The 17,899-nt window shown below is 69.5% G+C and carries 16 protein-coding genes; 11 read left to right on the forward strand and 5 right to left on the reverse strand.

Annotated features, from left to right (window positions below):
• Positions 1-244: 244 nt before the first annotated feature.
• The gene (locus tag QSK05_RS33575; protein ID WP_285601444.1) at positions 245-1,612 is read left to right on the forward strand and encodes an LLM class flavin-dependent oxidoreductase; all 1,368 of its coding nucleotides are present in this window, start codon (positions 245-247) and stop codon (positions 1,610-1,612) included.
• 1 nt (position 1,613) lies between these two features.
• Here the strand turns inward: QSK05_RS33575 and QSK05_RS33580 are convergent, their stop codons facing one another.
• Genes QSK05_RS33580 through QSK05_RS33595 form a run of 4 tightly spaced genes read right to left on the reverse strand, consistent with a single transcriptional unit; the run spans position 1,614 to position 4,616 of the window.
• On the reverse strand, positions 1,614-2,024 hold the full coding sequence (locus tag QSK05_RS33580) for a HutD family protein (protein WP_285601445.1): 411 nt from the start codon (positions 2,022-2,024) through the stop codon (positions 1,614-1,616).
• Between the two features lie 5 nt (positions 2,025-2,029).
• Entirely contained in the window at positions 2,030-2,941 is a 912-nt protein-coding gene (locus QSK05_RS33585) for a sulfurtransferase (protein ID WP_285601446.1), read from the reverse strand.
• Positions 2,938-3,957: an LLM class flavin-dependent oxidoreductase gene (locus tag QSK05_RS33590; protein ID WP_285601447.1), complete on the reverse strand. Its 1,020-nt coding sequence runs from the start codon at positions 3,955-3,957 to the stop codon at positions 2,938-2,940. Before QSK05_RS33590 ends, QSK05_RS33585 begins: the two co-directional genes overlap by 4 nt.
• Complete coding sequence (locus tag QSK05_RS33595) at positions 3,954-4,616, reverse strand: GntR family transcriptional regulator (RefSeq protein ID WP_285601448.1); 663 nt, start codon at positions 4,614-4,616, stop codon at positions 3,954-3,956. The genes QSK05_RS33590 and QSK05_RS33595 overlap by 4 nt, the downstream gene beginning before the upstream one ends.
• 198 nt (positions 4,617-4,814) lie before the next feature.
• Between QSK05_RS33595 and QSK05_RS33600 the strand changes: the two genes are divergently transcribed.
• From QSK05_RS33600 to QSK05_RS33625, 6 genes are all read left to right on the forward strand, one after another.
• Complete coding sequence (locus tag QSK05_RS33600; RefSeq protein ID WP_285601449.1) at positions 4,815-5,435, forward strand: uridine kinase family protein; 621 nt, start codon at positions 4,815-4,817, stop codon at positions 5,433-5,435.
• A gap of 158 nt (positions 5,436-5,593) precedes the next feature.
• Positions 5,594-6,655 carry an ABC transporter substrate-binding protein gene (locus tag QSK05_RS33605; RefSeq protein ID WP_285601450.1) on the forward strand — a complete coding sequence of 354 codons (1,062 nt, stop codon included), beginning with the start codon at positions 5,594-5,596 and terminating at the stop codon, positions 6,653-6,655.
• A gap of 4 nt (positions 6,656-6,659) precedes the next feature.
• Entirely contained in the window at positions 6,660-7,574 is a 915-nt protein-coding gene (locus tag QSK05_RS33610) for an ABC transporter substrate-binding protein (protein WP_285601451.1), read from the forward strand.
• Positions 7,571-8,353 (forward strand): ABC transporter permease, encoded by a 783-nt coding sequence (locus QSK05_RS33615; RefSeq protein WP_285601452.1) that lies wholly within the window; start codon positions 7,571-7,573, stop codon positions 8,351-8,353. Before QSK05_RS33610 ends, QSK05_RS33615 begins: the two co-directional genes overlap by 4 nt.
• On the forward strand, positions 8,350-9,099 hold the full coding sequence (locus tag QSK05_RS33620) for an ABC transporter ATP-binding protein (RefSeq protein ID WP_285601453.1): 750 nt from the start codon (positions 8,350-8,352) through the stop codon (positions 9,097-9,099). Before QSK05_RS33615 ends, QSK05_RS33620 begins: the two co-directional genes overlap by 4 nt.
• Positions 9,100-9,293: 194 nt before the next feature.
• Positions 9,294-11,273, forward strand: a complete 1,980-nt coding sequence (locus tag QSK05_RS33625; protein ID WP_285601454.1) for a methyl-accepting chemotaxis protein — start codon at positions 9,294-9,296, stop codon at positions 11,271-11,273.
• Positions 11,274-11,351: 78 nt separating this feature from the next.
• Here QSK05_RS33625 and QSK05_RS33630 read toward each other — a convergent pair whose 3' ends face one another.
• Entirely contained in the window at positions 11,352-12,425 is a 1,074-nt protein-coding gene (locus tag QSK05_RS33630; RefSeq protein WP_285601455.1) for an LLM class flavin-dependent oxidoreductase, read from the reverse strand.
• Between the two features lie 384 nt (positions 12,426-12,809).
• On the opposite strand from QSK05_RS33630, the gene QSK05_RS33635 reads away from it, so the two are divergent.
• The 4 genes from QSK05_RS33635 to QSK05_RS33650 all read left to right on the forward strand — a co-directional run bounded on the left by QSK05_RS33635 (position 12,810) and on the right by QSK05_RS33650 (position 17,898).
• Entirely contained in the window at positions 12,810-13,766 is a 957-nt protein-coding gene (locus QSK05_RS33635; RefSeq protein WP_285601456.1) for an LLM class flavin-dependent oxidoreductase, read from the forward strand.
• A complete protein-coding gene (locus tag QSK05_RS33640) occupies positions 13,763-14,656 on the forward strand; it encodes an LLM class flavin-dependent oxidoreductase (protein WP_285601457.1) in 894 nt (297 codons plus the stop codon). The genes QSK05_RS33635 and QSK05_RS33640 overlap by 4 nt, the downstream gene beginning before the upstream one ends.
• Before the next feature lie 124 nt (positions 14,657-14,780).
• Positions 14,781-15,902, forward strand: coding sequence for an LLM class flavin-dependent oxidoreductase (locus tag QSK05_RS33645; RefSeq protein WP_285601458.1), 1,122 nt, complete (start codon positions 14,781-14,783; stop codon positions 15,900-15,902).
• A 361-nt stretch (positions 15,903-16,263) separates the two neighbouring features.
• Positions 16,264-17,898, forward strand: coding sequence for an ABC transporter substrate-binding protein (locus QSK05_RS33650; RefSeq protein WP_285601459.1), 1,635 nt, complete (start codon positions 16,264-16,266; stop codon positions 17,896-17,898).
• The last annotated feature ends 1 nt before the right edge of the window (position 17,899 follow it).

Below are 17,899 nucleotides of genomic sequence, written 5' to 3' on the forward strand. Positions count from 1 at the left end.
CGCGGCGACTGGTGAGCAGGGTGCTGGACACCCGATGGATGTTAACAGAGGATGTCCGGACGCAGGTCACGCTCCGGTGACGGTCCAATCCCGCATTCCGGCAGTGTGGTTCGTTCACGTGGTTCGTTCGCCTCCCTCTCTCCTGAGTGTTCTCTATTAAACTAGTATAAAAAGCCTGTGAATGTGCACTCCACGAGACAAGAGACACGCGTCGACCGGGTCTGATACCAAATAGTCTGCTGTCATGAGCATTCCGCGTATGCGGCTGAACGGCCTGCGGCAGAACACGGTTGGCCACACGGCCATGGGCCTGTGGCGCCACCCCGATTCCCGCGCCCATGAGTACCGCACCGTCCGGCACTGGGTGGAGACGGCCCAGATCCTCGAGCGGGGTGGGTTCGACTCCCTCTTCATCGCCGACGCACTCGGCCCGCTAGAGGTCTATCAGGGCCGCGTCGACGCCGCCCTGCGCGACGGTATCCAGACCCCCACGGGCAATCCGCTGCTGGTGATCCCGGCGATGGCCGCCGCGACGAACCGGCTGGGCTTCGCGGTGACCGTCTCGACCACCTACGAGCAGCCCTACGCGCTGGCTCGGACCATGACGACGCTCGACCACCTGACCGACGGCCGGATCGGCTGGAACGTCGTCACCTCCGCCCTCGACTCCGCGGCCCGCAACCTCGGTCTGGACCGGCAGATTCCGCACGACGAGCGCTATCTCATCGCGGACGAGTTCATGGAGGTGGTCTACAAGCTGTGGGAGGGCAGCTGGGAGGACGACGCGGTGGTGCGCGACGCCGCCGCCGGGATCTTCGCCGACCCGGCCAAGGTGCACCCGATCGAGCACCGCGGAAAATATTTCAGCGTTCCCGGTATCGCCCTGTCCGAGCCCTCGGTGCAGCGCACACCGGTCATCTTCCAGGCCGGAAGCTCACCGTCGGGAAGCGCTTTCGCGGGCAAGCACGCCGAGGGCGTGTTCGTCAGCACCTACAAAGCCGAGATGGCCCGGGACCTCTCCCGCCGCTTCCGGGCGCAGGCGAAGGCCCAGGGGCGCGACCCGCACGACCTGAAGATCTTCGCGATCGCCACGGTCGTGACCGGCGCCACCGACGAGGCCGCCCGTGAGCGCCTGGCCGATCTGCGCAGCTACACCTCGCTGGAGGGCAGCCTGGCCCGCTGGAGCGCGCTGCTGCACATCGACCTGTCCGGGCTGGACCCGGACACCCCGTTGGCACACGCCGAGACCGAGGGGATCCGCGGGCTGGTCGATGTGTTCACCACGATGGACCCCGACCACACCTGGACGCCCCGCACCCTGGCCGAGTTCGTCGGGGTGGGCGGCGGTGGGCCGTTGTTCGTCGGTTCGCCCGGTCGCGTGGCCGACGAGATGGAGGCCTGGATGGAGACGGCGGAGATCGACGGGTTCAACCTGGCCGACCCGATCCCGCCGGCCGGTCACCGTGAGTTCGTCGACCTGGTGGTGCCGGAACTGCGTCGCCGGGGACGGGTCTGGGACGAGTACGAGGGCGACACCCTGCGCGAGTACTTCCGCGGCAAGGGTTCACCCCGGGTGGCTGATACCCACCCGGCGGCGGCCTACCGGCGCTGACTCATCGGTTCGCCGGGGTCAGCCTGATCCCGGCGAACCGGTTCTCTCCGAGGACGACGACGAAATCGGCCTCTGCCGGAGCCTTCTCCGAGATCGTGATGTCGCCGGAACCGTGACCGCGGTGGATCATCAGGTTGAGCGCACGACCGGGCCGGTGGACGACGGCGGTCACGGGCCGCTCGCCCCCGAACCGCATCTGCCCACCGGGTTCCAGGGCCTGCCCGTCCAGGGTGATCGATCCCGACAGCAGGACGAACAACCGGTCGATGCCGGGCAGCTCGGAAAAGGGCGCGTCCGCGGTGAGGTCCGCGAGGCTGATCCGCACCGGGCCCTCGTTCCACAGCTCACGGGTGAGGCCGGCCCGGTTGCGCCACGGCACCGGCGTCACCGTCGCGGGATCGAGAAGACGCATGCCGATCAGCCGGTCTGCAGGGGCAGGTCGGGCCGGGCCGACCACTCGGCCAGCGAGCCGTCGTACAGGCGCACGTCGTCGCGGCCGGCCAGGTACCAGCCGAACACGTCGACCGTGGCCGATATCCCGCCGCCGCAGTAGGCCACGACCGGCCGGTCCTGGTGCGGGGCCAGTGCCGCCGCCCGGGTCTGCGGATCGCGCCACACCAGTGTCTGCCCGTCGACCAGTTCGGTCCAGGGCAGGTTCACACTGCCCGGGATCCGGCCCGGACGGCTGTACGAGGTCACACCCTCGCCCCGGAAAACGGCCGGGGTCAGGGCGTTCACCAGACATCCGGCGTTCTCGGACAGCTCCTGCACCTGGGACTGCGTGGCCAGCAGGTCGTGACGCGGGCGTGGTTCCAGCACGGTAGCGGGGAACCGGACCGGCCCCGACTCCACCGGCAGCCCGGCGGCCTTCCAGCCGGGCAGCCCGCCGTCCAGCACCGAGACATCGTCGTGGCCGAGATAGTGCAGCAGCCACCACAGCCGGGTCGCCCACATCGGTGAGTTGCGGGCGTAGACGACCACGTGCGTCCCCTGCCCCAGCCCGATGGCCCCGAAAGCAGCAGCCAGGGCTTCGGGTTCGGGCAGGGTGAACGGCCTCGGCGCCCCGGCGACCGAGAGGTCGCCGCCGATGTCGGCGAAACCGGCACCCGGCAGGTGCTCCTGCTCGTACCCGGCCCGCCCCGACCGCACGGTGTACGGGCCACCGCCCGGCGGTCGGTCGAGATAGCCGGTGGCGTCGACGATGCGCAGACGGGGGTTACCCAGCACGGCGTGGACCTCGGGCGGGGAGGCGAGCGGGGGGAGAAGGGCGGACGACACGGTGGGGAAGGCCTTTCGGGGTGGAACACCGGGGAGGGTTTGCCTGATCACGGACGGAGAGTGGGAGCCAGACGAGGGGTCGGGGCCAGACGAGGGGTGGGGGTCAGACGGGGGAGCAGGAGCTCGGTCAGGGCTTCCACCTGGGCCGGGACGTCGGTGCTGAGCGGCTCGATGGCCAGGTGGGTGGCGCCGGCCTCGGACAGGCGGCCGATCAGGTCGGCCGCCTGCTCGGGCGAGCCGATGGCTGCGATGCCGTCCAGGTCTTCCACCGACACCCCGCGAGGTGCCGTCTGGAACCAGCGCTCCCGTGCGTCCTCAAGCACCGTGGTGGGATCGAGCCCGACGTTGGTGTTGAGGAAGACGCAGACCTCGAGCGGCCCGGTCTCCTCCGGATGCACCTGGGCGCGCAGCTCGTACAGCCGCTCCACGCGCGTCTTCAACTGGGAGGGGGTCACGTTGAACGTCATCCAGCCGTCGCCGAGACGGGCCACCCGGCCCAGCAGACGGTCGACCGTGGCCTGCCCGGCGCGCGGAGAGGGGTTGGCCGCCACCCAGACCGGCAGTGGGCGCTGCACGAAACCGGCTCCCAGATCGAGGTTCTCCACCTGGGTGAAGGGGCCCTTGAACGAGGTGGCCCCGGTGCTGACCTCCCGCAGGAAGGCCACGGCCTCCTCGAAGCGGGCGACCTTCTCCGGGTAGTCCATCCCGAAGGTGCGCAGCTCGTTCTCGACCGCCGTACCGGTGCCGTTGCCCGGGCAGGCGGCCAGCAGCATCCGGCCCCCGGACAGTGCGTCCAGATCGGCCCACTGCCGGGCCACCGTGACCGGGTGCCGGAATCCCAGGGAGGCCATGCAGCCGATCCCGAGCCGCGCGCGGCGGGTGCGGGCGGCGAGAGCGGCCAGCAGGACCCCGGAGTCGAGGAAGGGCAGCGCCATGATCGAGTCGGCGACCCACAGGGTGTCCCAGCCGGCCTGGGCCTCGGCGTACTCGGCCAGGCGCAGGATCGCGTCGTACCCGTAGCTGACGGGCCGTTGGCGTACCGGCAGGACCAGTCCGGTGGTGGTCACGCCTCGCTCCCGAAGCGGTGCAGCCGGACCTCACGGGCCCGGGTCAGGTGCTCGATCATCGCACCGCGCGCCTCTTCGGGGCGGCGGTCGGTGATGGCGGCCAGGATGCGCTCGTGCTCGGCGCGGGTCTGCTCCAGGTCGTGGGAGGTCTCCTGGGTGCCGCGGTCGTAGATGCGCAGCTGGGCGGTGAGCCGGTGCAGCAGGGTCTCGATCGTGCGGTTGTGCGAGGCCCGCCAGATGGTCGCGTGCCAGGCCGAGTGGGCGCTGCGCTCGGCGTCGTGACGGGTCTCCCCGGCCAGGACGGTCTCGTGCAGGTGTCGCAGCCGGGCCAGATCCAGCTCGCCGCGGCGTTCGGCGGCGCCGGCGGCAGCCTGGCCCTCCAGCACGATGCGGGCCTCGTAGACCTCGAGCACGTCCTCGGCGGTGCCCGAACGCACTCGGTGCCCGCGCCCGGCCTTCTCGACCAGGCCCTCGTGCTCCAGGCGGGCCAGGGCTTCGCGCACGGGGGTGCGGGAGACGCCGTAGCGCTGAGCCAGCGGTAGTTCCTGCAAAAGCGCGGTGGCGCCGAACTCACCGGCCAGGATGTCGGACCGCACGATCTCGTAGAGGGTGCCCGGGCCCGTCGTGGGGGTCTCGGTACTGCCTGGGCGTGGGGACAAGGAAGCTCTCCCGGCGGATGGTCATCGTGAGGACGAGCGCGAGCATACCTGTGTATACATCGGCATGCGAGCTTGTTGACATTCTCGACAGGACTGATCCAGTATTCAGTGCAGCGTCCCTTCGCCGATGGGTCGTCGCAGGTCACAGCGATTCCAGCCATTCGGGCGATTCGAGCAATTCGAGCAGAAGGCAGCACCGTGAACCGAGGCACCGGCACCGCTTCCGTGGCGTCTCCCGTGGTGCCGTTCGCGGTGGTCGAGGAGCTGGCCGGGCACGTGCTCCGGCGGCCCCCGTCGGTGGGCATCACCCGCCTCGTCGCGGTCGACGGCCGCTCCGGCTCGGGCAAGACCACCCTCGCCCGGCACCTCGCCGCGCAGCTTCAGGCCCCGCTGATCCATCTCGACGACCTCTACGAGGGCTGGCAGGGCCTGGCCGGTGTCGGGTCGCTGCTGCACGGATGGATCGCCGAGCCGCTGGCCCAGGGCCGGCCCGCCCGCTGGCGGCCCTACGACTGGGCCACCGGCACCCGCGACGACTGGCGTGAGGTGCCCGCCTCGTCCGTCGTGGTGCTGGAGGGCTGTGGCTCCGGCAGCGAGCCGCTCACCGACCACCTGAGCCTGCTGATCTGGGTGGAGTCCGACGACGACGCCCGGCGCGAACGCCTGCGCGGCCGCTCTGACTGGGACAGCTACCGGCAGCACCACTTCGCCGACTGGGCCCGCCAGGAGGAGACCCTCCTGGGCCGGGAGAACACCCCCGGCCGGGCCGACGTCGTCGTCCTCAACGACATCGCACCCCCGCGTCTGATCGTCACCTGAACACCTGAACACCTGAACACCTGAACACCTGAACACCTGAACACCTGAACACCTGAACACCTGAACACCTGAACACCTGGACACCTGGACACCTGGACCGCCCGGACCACCCGCGTCCTCTGACCGACCAGAACCCCGACCCCGTAACGGATACCGTGATGAATCGAACTACCTCGCTCACCCGCCGCGGCCTGCTGGCCGCCACCCTGTCCGCCACCGTTCTCGCGGCGTCCGCCTGTGGTGGTTCGTCATCCACCGAGTCGTCGGCCGGGGGCCAGAAGCTCACCGAGGTCACCGTGGCCCTGAGCTGGACCCCGAACACCGACTACACCGGCGTCTTCGCGGCCGACGAGCTCGGCTACTACCAGGACGCGGGCATCAGTCTCACGGTGATCCCGTACTCCTCCACCTCGCCGGAGACGCTGGTCGCGCACGACAAGGCCGACTTCGGGTTCTCCTACCAGGCCGGCGTGACCTACGCCCGGGCCGCCGGGCAGGACGTCGTGGCCGTGTACGCGCCCGACAAGAAGGGCACGTACGCGATCTCGGTGAGCGCCGACCGGGACGACATCAAGAGCCCGAAAGACCTGGACGGCAAGACCTACGCGGGATTCGGGTCGCCGGACGAGGGGCCCCTGCTGAAGTACGTGATCCAGCACGACGGCGGCCAGGGCGATTTCAAGAGCATCGCGCTGGACACCTCCGCGTACCAGGCGGTGTACAGCAAGAAGGCCGACTTCACCATCCCGGTCGTGACCTGGGAGGGAGTGGAGGCCAAGCGCTCGGGCAAGCCGCTGAAGAACTTCGCCCCCACCGACTACGGCTTCCCCGACCAGTACTCGGTGCTGCTGGCCTCCAGCGACCAGTACCTCACAGCCAACTCCGACGTGGCCAAGAAGTTCCTGGCGGCCACGGCGAAGGGCTACAGCTACTCCGCCGCCGAGCCTCAGAAGGCCGCCGACCTGCTGGTGCAGGCGAACCCGACGCAGCTGAAAGACGCCGACCTGGTGCGCGAGAGCCAGCAGCTCCTGGCCGACGACGGCTACCTGAACACCGAGGAAGGCCACGTCGGCGTGCAGGACGAGACGTTCTGGAAGGACTACGGCTCGTTCCTCTACACGAACGGGCTTCTCACCGACGCGGACGGCAAGAAGCTGACGGCCGAGCCGGACTGGACGCAGTACTACACCAATGCCTACCTCCCCACCTCGGGGAGCTGACGACATGAGCGTGCGCGTCGTCCTGGAATACCTGCACCCGTGGACCAACTCGGCCGGATTCTTCGTGGCCAGCCGGCAGGGCTGGTTCACCCAGGCCGGGCTGGACGTCGAGCTGACCGTGGCCGACCCCTCGCGCGGTGACTCCCTGGCCTACCTTTCCCGGTTCGAGGCCGATTTCGCGGTCTTCCCGAGCAACCGGCTGCTCGTGCGCCGGGCCCGCCACGAACCGCTACGGGCGGTCGCGGCCATCAACCACCGGGCCATGGAGACCATCCTCACCACCACTGCCACCGGTATCACCCGCCCCCGTGACCTGGAGGGCCGTCGCCTGGCCCTCAACCCCACACCCCGGGGCCTGGCCATGGTCAAGCACCTGATCACCGCCGACGGCGGCGACTTCTCCCGGGTGCAGGTGGTGAACAGCGGCGCCCGCGAACTGCTGGCGGACGACGTGGCCGCCGGCGAGGTCGACGCCACCTTCGGCAACTACTGGGCCTGGGACGCACTGCTGGGTAACCTGCCCGTGTCCGACCGAGTGGTCTGGCCGGTCGACACCCTCGGCGCCCCGCGGTACCACAGCTACCTCCTGGGCACCCAGGAATCGACGATCGAGCGCAACCCGGTACTGGTGCGCACCCTGCTGGAGATCGTCGAACGCGGCTACCAGGCCGCCCGCGACGAGCCGGACCTGGCCGCGGATGCCTTCGAACGCTACGTGCCCTACTTCTCCCGCGAGATCCTGCGGCGATCGCTGGATCTCATCACCCCGACCTGGTTCCACGAGGGACGCTGGGGGCAGGTTCGCGCCGAGCTGATGCAGCCGTACGCGCAGTGGCTGGCCGACTACGGGGTGCTGCCGTCGGCCGGTGAATGGGAACAGTCCTACACCAACGACTTCCTGGCGGTCCCGGTCTCGTGATCACGAAACTGCCCCGACCCGGTGTGGTTCTCCCACCGCTCGTCCTGGTGGCCCTGCTGCTGGCGATCTGGGAGATCTACGCCGCCACGATCGGCCCGGGCGCGGACGTGCTGCCCACCCCCTCGCGGGTGGCGCAGCAGGGCTGGGCCGACCGGGAGAACCTGCTGGCGAACACCTGGCCCACACTGCGCGCCACGGTGATCGGCCTGGCCCTGTCGGTCGCGGTCGGCTTCGGTTTCGCCGTGCTGGTCGACCTTTCCGGCCTGGCCCGGCGGGCCGTGCTGCCGGTGCTGGTGGTCAGTCAGACCCTGCCCCTGGTGGCGCTGGCCCCGCTGGTCATCGTCTGGTTCGGGTTCGGGCAGTTCCCCAAGATCCTGCTGATCGTGTTCGTCAACTTCTTCTCCACCACCCTGAGTTTCGTCGAGGGGTTCCGCTCGGCCGACCCGGACAGTGTGGCCCTGCTGCGTTCGATGGGTGCCGGGAGGTGGCGGGTGTTCCGGACCGTGCGACTGCCTTCCGCCCTGCCCTATTTCATGGCCGGCCTGCGGATCGCCATCACCTACTCCGTGGTCTCGGCCATCTTCGCCGAATATGCCGGTGCGGAGGCCGGTCTGGGCGTGTACATGCAGTTCGCCAAGAACACCTTCCGCACCGACCTGGTACTGGCGGCCGTGTTCGTCACGGCCGCGCTCACCCTGATCCTCTTCGCCCTCAGCTACCTGATCGAGCGGATCGCCCTGCCCTGGGCGTTCCTCGTGCGTGCCGGGGAGGCATCGTGACCGAACCAGCGCTCAGTATCAAGGATCTTGACGTCACCCTCGGCGGGCTGCCGGTGGTGCGCGGGCTCGACCTGCACGCGAAACCGGGGGAGTTCGTCTCCGTCCTCGGCCCCAGCGGCAGCGGCAAGAGCACCACCTTCGGGGTACTCACCGGTGAGGTCCCGGCCGACCGGGGAGATGTGCGGATCACCGGGGCCGCCCTCCGCAGCGGACGCTCCCGGGTCGCCTACATGCCCCAGAAGGATGCGTTGCTGCCGTGGCGCACCGTGCTGAACAACCTCACCCTCGGGCTGGAGGTGCGCGGCACGAAACGGGCGGCCGCCCGGGAGAAGGTGCGTCCACTGCTGGAGCCGTTCGGTCTGGAGGGGTTCGAGAACCGTTACCCTGCTCAGCTTTCCGGCGGCATGCGCCAGCGGGCGGCCCTGCTGCGGACCGTGGCCCAGGAGCAGCCCCTGCTGCTCCTCGACGAGCCCTTCGGCGCCCTCGACGCCCTGACCCGGTCGCAGATGCAGGGCTGGCTCGAGAACATGTGGGAGAAGTACCGCTGGACGGTCGTTCTCATCACCCACGACGTGCGTGAGGCGCTGTTCCTGTCCGACCGCGTCTACGTGTTCAGCCCTCGCCCGGCGCGGGTCGCGGCGGAGATCGTGGTCGACTTCCCCCGCCCCCGCACCCAGGCCCTCTTCGCCGACCCGCGCTTCGCGGCGCTGGAGGCGGAGCTGTTGCAGCAGCTGACTCAGGCCTAGACATTACCCCCGCAACCCGTCCATGATCATGAAATCCCTCCATCTCCACGGGCGGGGCGACACTCTCGGTGCCGACGCAACAGCATCCCGCCGGTAACGCCCCTGCGGTTCGGGTGTACCCCCATGATCCTTCAAGCAACTGCTCCGCCCAGCCGATCTTCCGTCCGTCGCCAACGGAAGAAGGTCCCCCCCGCATGACCGCCCTGTTTGCCACCCTGAAGGCCCGGCTCGTCATCGGTGTGGTGCTGACTCTGGTCATTGCGCTGGGGGGACTGACCCTCGTGGTGACGATCCAGGTACAGAACCGGGCGCGTGCGGACGCCGAGATGTATGCGGAACAGCTGTCGGGGCGAGGCGCGGACAGCGCTGCGGCGCAGCTGACCGTCGGACTGCAGATTGCCTCGGACCTGGCCGACGCCCTGATCGCCGCCCGGTCGGCCCGCAACAGCCGGGTGGTCGGCGACCAGATCATCTTCGCGGCGCTCAAGTCCAACCCCGCTCTCTTCGGAGCCTGGACCGGCTGGGAGCCGAACGCCTTCGACGGGCACGACGCCCGGTTCGTCGGCACGAAGCACAGCGACAAGACCGGCCGGTACCTGACCTACTACTTCCCCGGTACGACCGCGGGAACCTATGAATCCCGCGGTATCGCCGGATATACCGACACCGGCGCGGGCGGCGAGTATTACACCCGGCCACTCAGTACGGGTGAGAAGGCCGTGATCGAGCCGTACTCGTACGACATCGGCGGCCGGCAGATCATGGTGACCTCGGTGGCCGTCCCTATCATCATCGGCGGCAAGACCCTCGGGGTGGCCGGGGTGGACGTGTCCCTGGACGCCCAGCAGAGCCTCGTCTCGAAGATCACTCCATACGGTACCGGCCGGGCCACCCTGGTCAGCTCCACCGGGATGGTCGTGGCCAGCGGTGCCGGGCTCGAGATCGCGGCCCTGCTGGAAAAGGTTTCCCCGCAGCTGTCCTCCGTGGTGAAAGGGATGGCCGACGGCAAGAGCTCTACCCGGTGGGCCGATCTGTTCGGTCAGCGGCAGCTGCTCGTGGCCACCCCGCTGGCGCTGGGTACGTCGGACCGGTGGACGTTGCTGGTGAGCGTTCCGGCGTCGTCCGTCCTGGCCAACGCCGACAATCTGCGCACCACGACGATCCTGCTGGCCCTGCTCGCTCTGGTGGCCGCCGGTACCGCCACCTTCCTGATCGGCCGGTGGGTGCTGCGTCCCTTCGACCGGGCCCGCGACCGGATGAGCCAGATTGCCGACGGCGACGGCGATCTCACCGCCCGGCTGGACGAGGACCGCGCGGACGAGGCCGGGCAGCTCGGCGCCGCGTTCAATCGATTCTGCTCCAAGGTGGCCGTAGCCGTCTCGTCCATCAACGAGGCCTCGGGCTCGCTGTCGAGTTCGGCCGGGGAACTGACCACCGTCGCCGACCGCCTCCGGTCGGCCGCGGACGAGACGGCCGAGCGGGCCGACCAGGCCACCATCGCCACCGGTGCGGTGACGCAGGGAATCCAGGGCCTGGCCAACGGGAGCGACGAACTGAACGCCGCCATCGGTGAGATCGCCCGTAACGCCGGCCGGGCCGCTCAGGTTGTGGCCGAGGCGGTGGCGGTGGCCGGGACCGCCAAGGAAGAGGTCGCACAACTGGAGTCGACCGCGGCCGAGGTCGGGGTGGCGGTCAAGCTGATCACCGCGATCGCGGAGCAGACCAACCTGCTGGCGCTGAACGCGACCATCGAGGCGGCCCGGGCCGGAGCCGCGGGCAAGGGTTTCGCCGTCGTCGCCACCGAGGTCAAGGAGCTGGCCCTGCAGACCGCCCGGGCCACCGAGGAGATCTCCAACCGGGTCGGCGCCATCCGCACCAGCACGGCTTCGGCCGCCGCCTCGATCGGTCAGATCCAGGGCGTGGTCGAGCAGATCGACGAAGTCAGTGCCAGCATCGCCGGAGCGGTCGAGGAGCAGAGCGCCACTACCCAGGAGATGAGCCGCAGCGCCTCGGAGGCGGCCCACGGTGCCCAGGAGATCCATACCACCGTGGAAAGCGTTTCGGCCGTAGCGGTCCGCACGACCAGCGACGCCAAGGCGGCTCAGGAAGCAGCCGCACAGCTGGAGCAGCTGTCCGCCCGCCTGCAAGGACTGGTCGGCAGCTTCCGGGTCTGATCAGTGCGGGCCGTCGTGGCGGAGGACCGCATGTCGAAGGTGTCGAGGTTCGCCCGGGTCATGGCCGGTCATGGCCGGTCACGGCCCGGGTTCCTGGCCCGGGTTCCTGACCCTGAGGAGTGGCAGGAGGACCTGGCCCTGGTGGGCCGTCTGCTCCAGGTACGGGGTGTCGGACAGGATGAAATGGGTGACGCCGAGCTCGCGGTAGCGGTGCAGCGCGCCGGCGACGTCGGTGGCCGAACCGACGAGCCAGGTCGAGCCGGCCCCACCCGCACCGGCTGAGCCCGGCGCGGTGTACAGGCACGTGTCGAGCACCTCACCCTGTGAGGCCAGGTCGTACAGCCGTCGTTGTCCCACGGCGTGGTCGCGGTTGCCCTGCCACCACGGCTCGGGCTCCTGGCCCCGCAGGCGGGCGACCCGGGCGCGGGCGGTGACCCACGCGTCCTCAGTCGTATCCCCCACGACCGTGGTGACCCGCAGGCCGAACTCCAGGGGCGCGTGACGCCGCCCGATCTCGTCACTCAGTCGGCGCAGGCGGGCGATGCGCCCGGCGATGGCCTCCAGCGGCTCGCCCCAGAAGAGCTGCACGTCGGCTTCGGCGGCGGCGACCCGCTCGGCGGCCTCCGAGGCACCGCCGAAGTAGAGGGTCGGGGGAGTGCCGTGAGGGCGCGAGGCCACGGTCGAGCCCTCGACGGTGAAGAACTGGCCGTGGTAAGTGACGTTCTCCTCGGTCCAGAGCCTCCGCACCACGTGCATGAACTCGGCGGTGCGGGCGTAGCGGTCGGGACTCGCGACGACCGGGTCGCCGTAGGCGGCGGGCTCGTCCACCCCGCTGACGATGTTCACCAGCAGCCGACCCTGGCTGAGCTGGTCGAGCGTGGCCGCGGCGGCGGCGAACTGGGCCGGCTGCCAGTAGCCGGGGCGGGCCGCGACCAGGGGCCGGAACGTGGTGGTGCGCGCGGCCAGGGCGGTGGCCAGGGTGAAGGTGTCGGGACGGCCCCAGCTGGTGCCGATCAGGGCCCCCGACCAGCCGTTCCGCTCGGCGGCCAGGGCCAGCTCGGTGGAGTGCTCCAGCGATCCCCACCCCTGCGTGGTGGTGTCGCCCCGGTGCCCGGGCTCGATCGTGTTCGGGATGTACCAGAGCAGTGTCATCGATGTCTCCGATCGGCGATGACCGTCAGCCTACATTCTCTACAGGAATGATTGACAATGCTGATCGCGACTTGGATACTTGTGCTCATGAATCGAGGCCCGCTGCTGACGAGCGCGCGCTGGGTAGATCTGCTGAGGGTCTCCAGTGCCTGTTGTTGAACTTTCCGTTTGTCTGAAATCTAAGACCGGGCATGGGTTCACGAGTTCCAGCTCTTCGGCGGAGTGCCCCGGAGCCGCGATCCTGTAACCCTGCCCGGCGAAATCTTCACTCTTTCCGCCACCTTCTTTGCTGACGAAGGATTTCGCCGTGACCCGTTACCCGCGTACCTCTCCCCGGAAGGCCCGTTCGGCTTCTCAGGTTCGTCAGGCTCGTCAGGTCTGGACATGACCGGCCGCCTGCGCCTCGCCATCACCGTCTCCGCAGCCGGAATTGTCGGCCGAGCGGAAAGTATTGCCGCTCACGGGCTCGACGTCGACCGCTACGCGCAGATCGCCCGCCGGGCCGAGGCGGCCGCGCTGGACGCGGTGTTCCTGCCGGACTCCCCGGCACACGAACCCACCACGCTGCTGGCCGCTCTCGCCGCGGTCACCGACCGGATCGGGCTGATCGGCACCCTCTCGGCCGCGCACAACGACCCTCTGGAACTGGCCCGCCGGGTCGCCGACACCGACTACCTGAGCAGTGGACGAATCGGCTGGCGGGTCGCGGAGAACGAGCTTGCGGGGCGGCTCTACGGGACCGGCCCCGAGAGCTTCCCCGACCGCTCGGCGTTCGTCGACTCGGTGCTGCGCCGCTGGCACGATCGTACGGAACTGCGCTCGCCCCAGGGGCATCCGGTGGTCGTGCGAGGTAGCGGCGATGCTGACGTGGTGCTCGTCGACGGCCGAGGAATCCATGATCACCGTCAGGGTCTGCGGGAGGCGCTGCGTGCGCAGGGCCGGGACCCCGACTCGGTGGTCGTGCTGCAGAACATCGCGGTCGTCCTGAGCGCAACCGATGCGGAGGCCGAGGAGATCGCGCCGGCCCTGGATGATCTCGACACCGGGGGTCACGCGGTCGTGGCCGGCACACCGATCCGGGTCGCCGACGAGCTGGAGGAGCGGTTGCGTCAGGGCCGGGCCGACGGTTTCAACGTGCTGCCCGACGTGTTGCCCTCGGGGTTCGACGCGTTCACCGAGCACCTGCTGCCCGAGCTGCGCCGGCGCGGCCTTTTCCGCACCGGTTACGAGAGTCGGACCCTGCGAGGTCATCTCGGCCTGGCCATCCCGGCCGGCGCCGATTCGCCCCAGGTGCGCACCGCGTCGCTCACCGCGCGCTCCCGTCGGCCGGTGACGGCATGAGCCTGGTGGTGATCGTCGACCTGGCCGTCGGTGACGGGCTCGGCCTCGACCAGGCCCGTGAGGTTGCCGAGGTGGCGAGCGACGTCGGCGTGACCGCGATCCGGGTGAGCGACGGGCCGCCCGGTGAGCTGGCCCTGCTCGACGCGAGCAGCGTGGCCGGGCATCTGGCGGCGCTGTACCCGGCCCTGCACTGGATCGTCGATGCCCCGACCACCCACAACGCCCCCGCGAACCTGGCCCGGCGCGTCCTCTCGCTGGACCGTGCCACCCACGGCCGGGCGGGCCTGGCGCTGCGGGCCGGGGACGGCGACGAGGTGACCGACGCGGTGCTCGATCTACCGAAACCCGGCCTGCCGGTTGATACCGGGGGAGCGGCCCGACCCTTCCGGTGGAAGGAGTACGCCCGGGTCGTGACCGGGTTGTGGGACGGCGAGGTGGATCATGATGGGCGCTTCTACCGGGTGAACGGCTCGCTCGGTGGACCGGTGTCGGAGCAGGGCCGTCCGGTACTCCTGGCCGACGGACGTGATCATCTCGACTGGGTGGATGCTGCTCGTCTGGCGGACGTTTTCGTGGTGCCCCGGATCGAGCTTGTGGATGGCGGCAATACCCGCCTGATCGACGCGGTGGTGAGTTCCGGCCGGCGCCGGGACGAGGTGGCGCTGGTGGCCCGGGCCGGGATCGTGCGCGAGAACGGCCGCGCGACCGCGGACGAACTACGGCGCTGGAGTTTGCATCACGCCCTGGACGGCCTGGAACTGGCGACCACGGGCGGGCGCGACGAGCTGATCGGCGTGCTCAGATCCGTGGTGCCACGGCTGGAACCGTCCGGTGGCGACACCCTGCGGTCAGCCCTCGGCCTGCCCGGCCCGGCCCCCGCCCCGGTGTGATCTCTTCTCTGTCGGTAGACAATAGACACTTTTGGGTAGCCGGGTTAGCCTGACGAGGCGTCTTCGTCGTGGCCCCGGGCCCTGCTCTTCCTTCCGGAATACCCACCGAACAGGAGCTCGTACCGTGACCACCACCCCGCTCGGTGTCCTTGACCTGGTGCCGGTCTCGACCGGCTCGAACGCCTCCGAGGCGATCCGTAACAGCATCGACCTGGCGCAGCGCGCCGAGCGGCTGGGTTACGCGCGGTACTGGTTCGCCGAGCACCACCTGAACCCGGGCGTGGCCGGCACCACCCCCTCGCTGCTGCTGGCCCTGGCCGCGGCCGCCACCACGCAGATCCGGCTGGGCTCGGGCGCGGTCCAGATGGGCCACCGTACGGGCCTTTCCGTGGTCGAGGAGTTCGGTCTGCTCGATGCCGTGCACCCCGGCCGGTTCGACCTCGGGCTGGGGCGTTCGGGCGGGGTGCCGCGCGAGCCGCGGCAGGTGCCGAAGGCCTCCCCGGTGGTCGACGGCAAGACCCCCAACGGCGTGCTGATCCCGCCGAAGTTCGACTTCCGGCCCCTGCTCGGCTCCCCGCGGTTCGCCCTGCAGAAGAAGCTCCTGGTCCAACCCGGCGCCCAGCCTCAAGACTACGACGAGCTGCTCGGCGACGTGCTCGCCCTGATCGCCGGCACCTACACCTCGCCGGAGGGCGAGGAGGCGCACGTGATCCCGGGAGAGGGTGCGGCCGTGCAGATCTGGGTGCTCGGCAGCAGCGGTGGCGAGAGCGCCGAGGTGGCGGGGGAGCGTGGCCTGCGGTTCGGGGCCAACTACCACGTCGCCCCCTCCAGCGTGCTGGAGGCGGTAGACGCCTACCGGGCCGCGTTCAAGCCGTCGGCCGATCTCGACAAGCCCTACGTGACGGTCTCGGCCGACGTGGTGGTGGCCGACGACGAGGCCGCCGCCCGGGATCTCGCGGCCGGTTACGGGGCCTGGGTCCGCAGCATCCGCACGGCCGAGGGAGCCATCCAGTTCCCCACCCCGGACGAGGCCCGGCAGCGGGTCTGGAGCGATGCCGACCGCGCTCTGGTGCAGGACCGGGTCGACACCCAGTTCGTCGGGTCACCGGGCCAGGTGACCGACCAGCTGGAGCGTCTGCGCGACGCGACCGGGGCCGACGAGCTGCTCGTCACCACGATCACCCACGACCACGCCGACCGGGTGCGCTCGTTCGAGCTGCTCGCGCAGGAGTGGTCGGTCCGCTGAAAAGCATTGAATGATGGACGTTGTGGGCAACGGAGCGTGCAACGTTCCGTTGCGGTCCCGGGCGGGCACGAGCAGAACGAGACGATGGCGACATTGTCTATCTTGTCTATATGCATTGACCTAAATGCAGCCGCGGCCTAGCGTGGTGTGAAGTCGGCTGGTGCGGTGCTGAGGAGGGAACGTGAACAGCGGTCTGTTCTCCCGGCGCCGTCACATCGATCTGCTGCGTGTCTGCGCCGATCTCTGTCAGATCCCCACGCGCTGACCGAGAGCGCGACACCAGTTCTTGCGCCGCACATCCATCGGAACGTCCGCCGGCACCCGTGTGCCCGGACGCCTCGTGACGAGGAGAACCCCTGACGTGGGTAGAACGCTGAAGCATGCCTGGCTGAAAATCGGGCTGAACGTAGGGCTGGTCGCCGGGCTGGTCGTCCTGACCGGCTGTGGTGGAGGCGACAGTGCCGGATCAGGTGCGGGCGGCAGCTCGACACCGAAAAGCGGCGGCACGCTGACCTTCGCGGTCGGCTCCGACACCGGCTGCACCGATCCGCAGCAGGTGGCCAGTAACGACTCGATCTACTCCGTGCGCCAGCTGGTCGACTCCCTCACCGACCAGGATCCGCAGACCGGCAAGATCGTGCCCTGGCTGGCGGAGAGCTGGGACATCAACGAGGACGCCACCACCTTCACCTTCCACCTGCGCGACGGCGTGACGTTCAGCGACGGTACTCCGCTGGACGCCGAGGCGGTGAAGGCCGACTTCGAGGCCGTTCCCGACCTGGGGGCCCTGGCCGGCCTGGCCACCGGATACCTGGCGGGGGTGAAGAAGATCACCGCCGACGACCCGCAGACCGTGACGGTGACGTTCGCCCAGCCGAACGCCCAGTTCCTGCAGGCCACGTCGACACACTCGCTGGGCATCGTGTCACGTGCCTCGTCGAAGCTCTCGGCGCAGGACCGCTGCACGAAGGGCATTGTCGGGTCCGGGCCGTTCACCCTGGCCGAGTACGCGGCGAACCAGTCGACCACGCTGAAGAAGCGCACCGGTTACGCCTGGGGCTCCTCGCTGTGGAAGAAACAGGGTGAGGCCTACCTCGACCAGGTGGTCTTCAAGGTGCTCCCCGAGGCCGGGGTGCGCACGGGAAGTCTGCAGTCGGGACAGGTGGACGCGATCGGCAACGTCGGGCGGGCCGACGAGAGTGCGCTGGAGGCAGCCGGGGTCTCCCTGGAGGCCCGCGCCAACCCGGGTGTGGTGTTCGGGCTCTCGCCGAACAATGCGCACCCGATCCTCAAGGACGCCGCGGTGCGGCAGGCCATCGGGTACGCCATCGACCGGAAGCAGATCGCCGACACGGTGTTCAACACCGGCACCGAACCGGCCACCAGCGTGCTCGCCCACACCACACCCGGTTACGAGGACCTCTCGGGGAAGCTCGCCTTCGACCTCGACAAGGCCAAGAGGCTGCTGGAGGACGACGGCTGGAGCGCGGGCGCCGACGGGATCCGCGAGAAGGACGGCAAGAAGCTCTCGCTCACCATCACCTGGTTCGCGAACTCTCCCACCAACCAGCCCTCGCTGGAGCTGATCCAGCAGCAGCTCAGGCAGGCCGGCATCGCCGTGGAACTCCAGCAGAACGAGATCTCGCAGTTCGCCACCATTCTCCAGACCGGTGACTTCGAGCTGGCCTGGGGCAACGTGACCCGCGCCGACCCGGACATCCTGCGCACCCAGTTCTCCACCTCGCTGGCCAACTTCTACCAGGTGCCGGAGACCGACCTGGAGAAGACGCTGACCCAGCAGGCGGGCACGATCGACGAGGCCGCCCGGGACGAACTCGTCGCCCAGGCCCAGGAAGACCTGGTGGAGAACGCCTACACGGTGCCGGTGGTGGAGCTGCAGACCAAGCTGGGTGTCGCGCAGCGGGTGCACGACCTGAACTTCGAGGCCTCGAGCCGGATCCAGCTGCACGACACCTGGCTGAACGGGGTCGAATGAG

Origin of the sequence: Kineosporia sp. NBRC 101731 (assembly GCF_030269305.1) — a bacterium.
Classification (GTDB): domain Bacteria; phylum Actinomycetota; class Actinomycetes; order Actinomycetales; family Kineosporiaceae; genus Kineosporia.

Bases quoted from the DNA above. Each gene is read 5' to 3' on its own strand.
- QSK05_RS33625 (WP_285601454.1), top strand. From the start codon at position 9,294: ATGACCGCCCTGTTTGCCACCCTGAAGGCCCGGCTCGTCATCGGTGTG.
- QSK05_RS33610 (WP_285601451.1), top strand. From the start codon at position 6,660: ATGAGCGTGCGCGTCGTCCTGGAATACCTGCACCCGTGGACCAACTCG.
- QSK05_RS33630 (WP_285601455.1), bottom strand. From the start codon at position 12,425: ATGACACTGCTCTGGTACATCCCGAACACGATCGAGCCCGGGCACCGG.
- QSK05_RS33575 (WP_285601444.1), top strand. From the start codon at position 245: ATGAGCATTCCGCGTATGCGGCTGAACGGCCTGCGGCAGAACACGGTT.
- QSK05_RS33635 (WP_285601456.1), top strand. From the start codon at position 12,810: ATGACCGGCCGCCTGCGCCTCGCCATCACCGTCTCCGCAGCCGGAATT.
- QSK05_RS33605 (WP_285601450.1), top strand. From the start codon at position 5,594: ATGAATCGAACTACCTCGCTCACCCGCCGCGGCCTGCTGGCCGCCACC.
- QSK05_RS33580 (WP_285601445.1), bottom strand. From the start codon at position 2,024: ATGCGTCTTCTCGATCCCGCGACGGTGACGCCGGTGCCGTGGCGCAAC.
- QSK05_RS33640 (WP_285601457.1), top strand. From the start codon at position 13,763: ATGAGCCTGGTGGTGATCGTCGACCTGGCCGTCGGTGACGGGCTCGGC.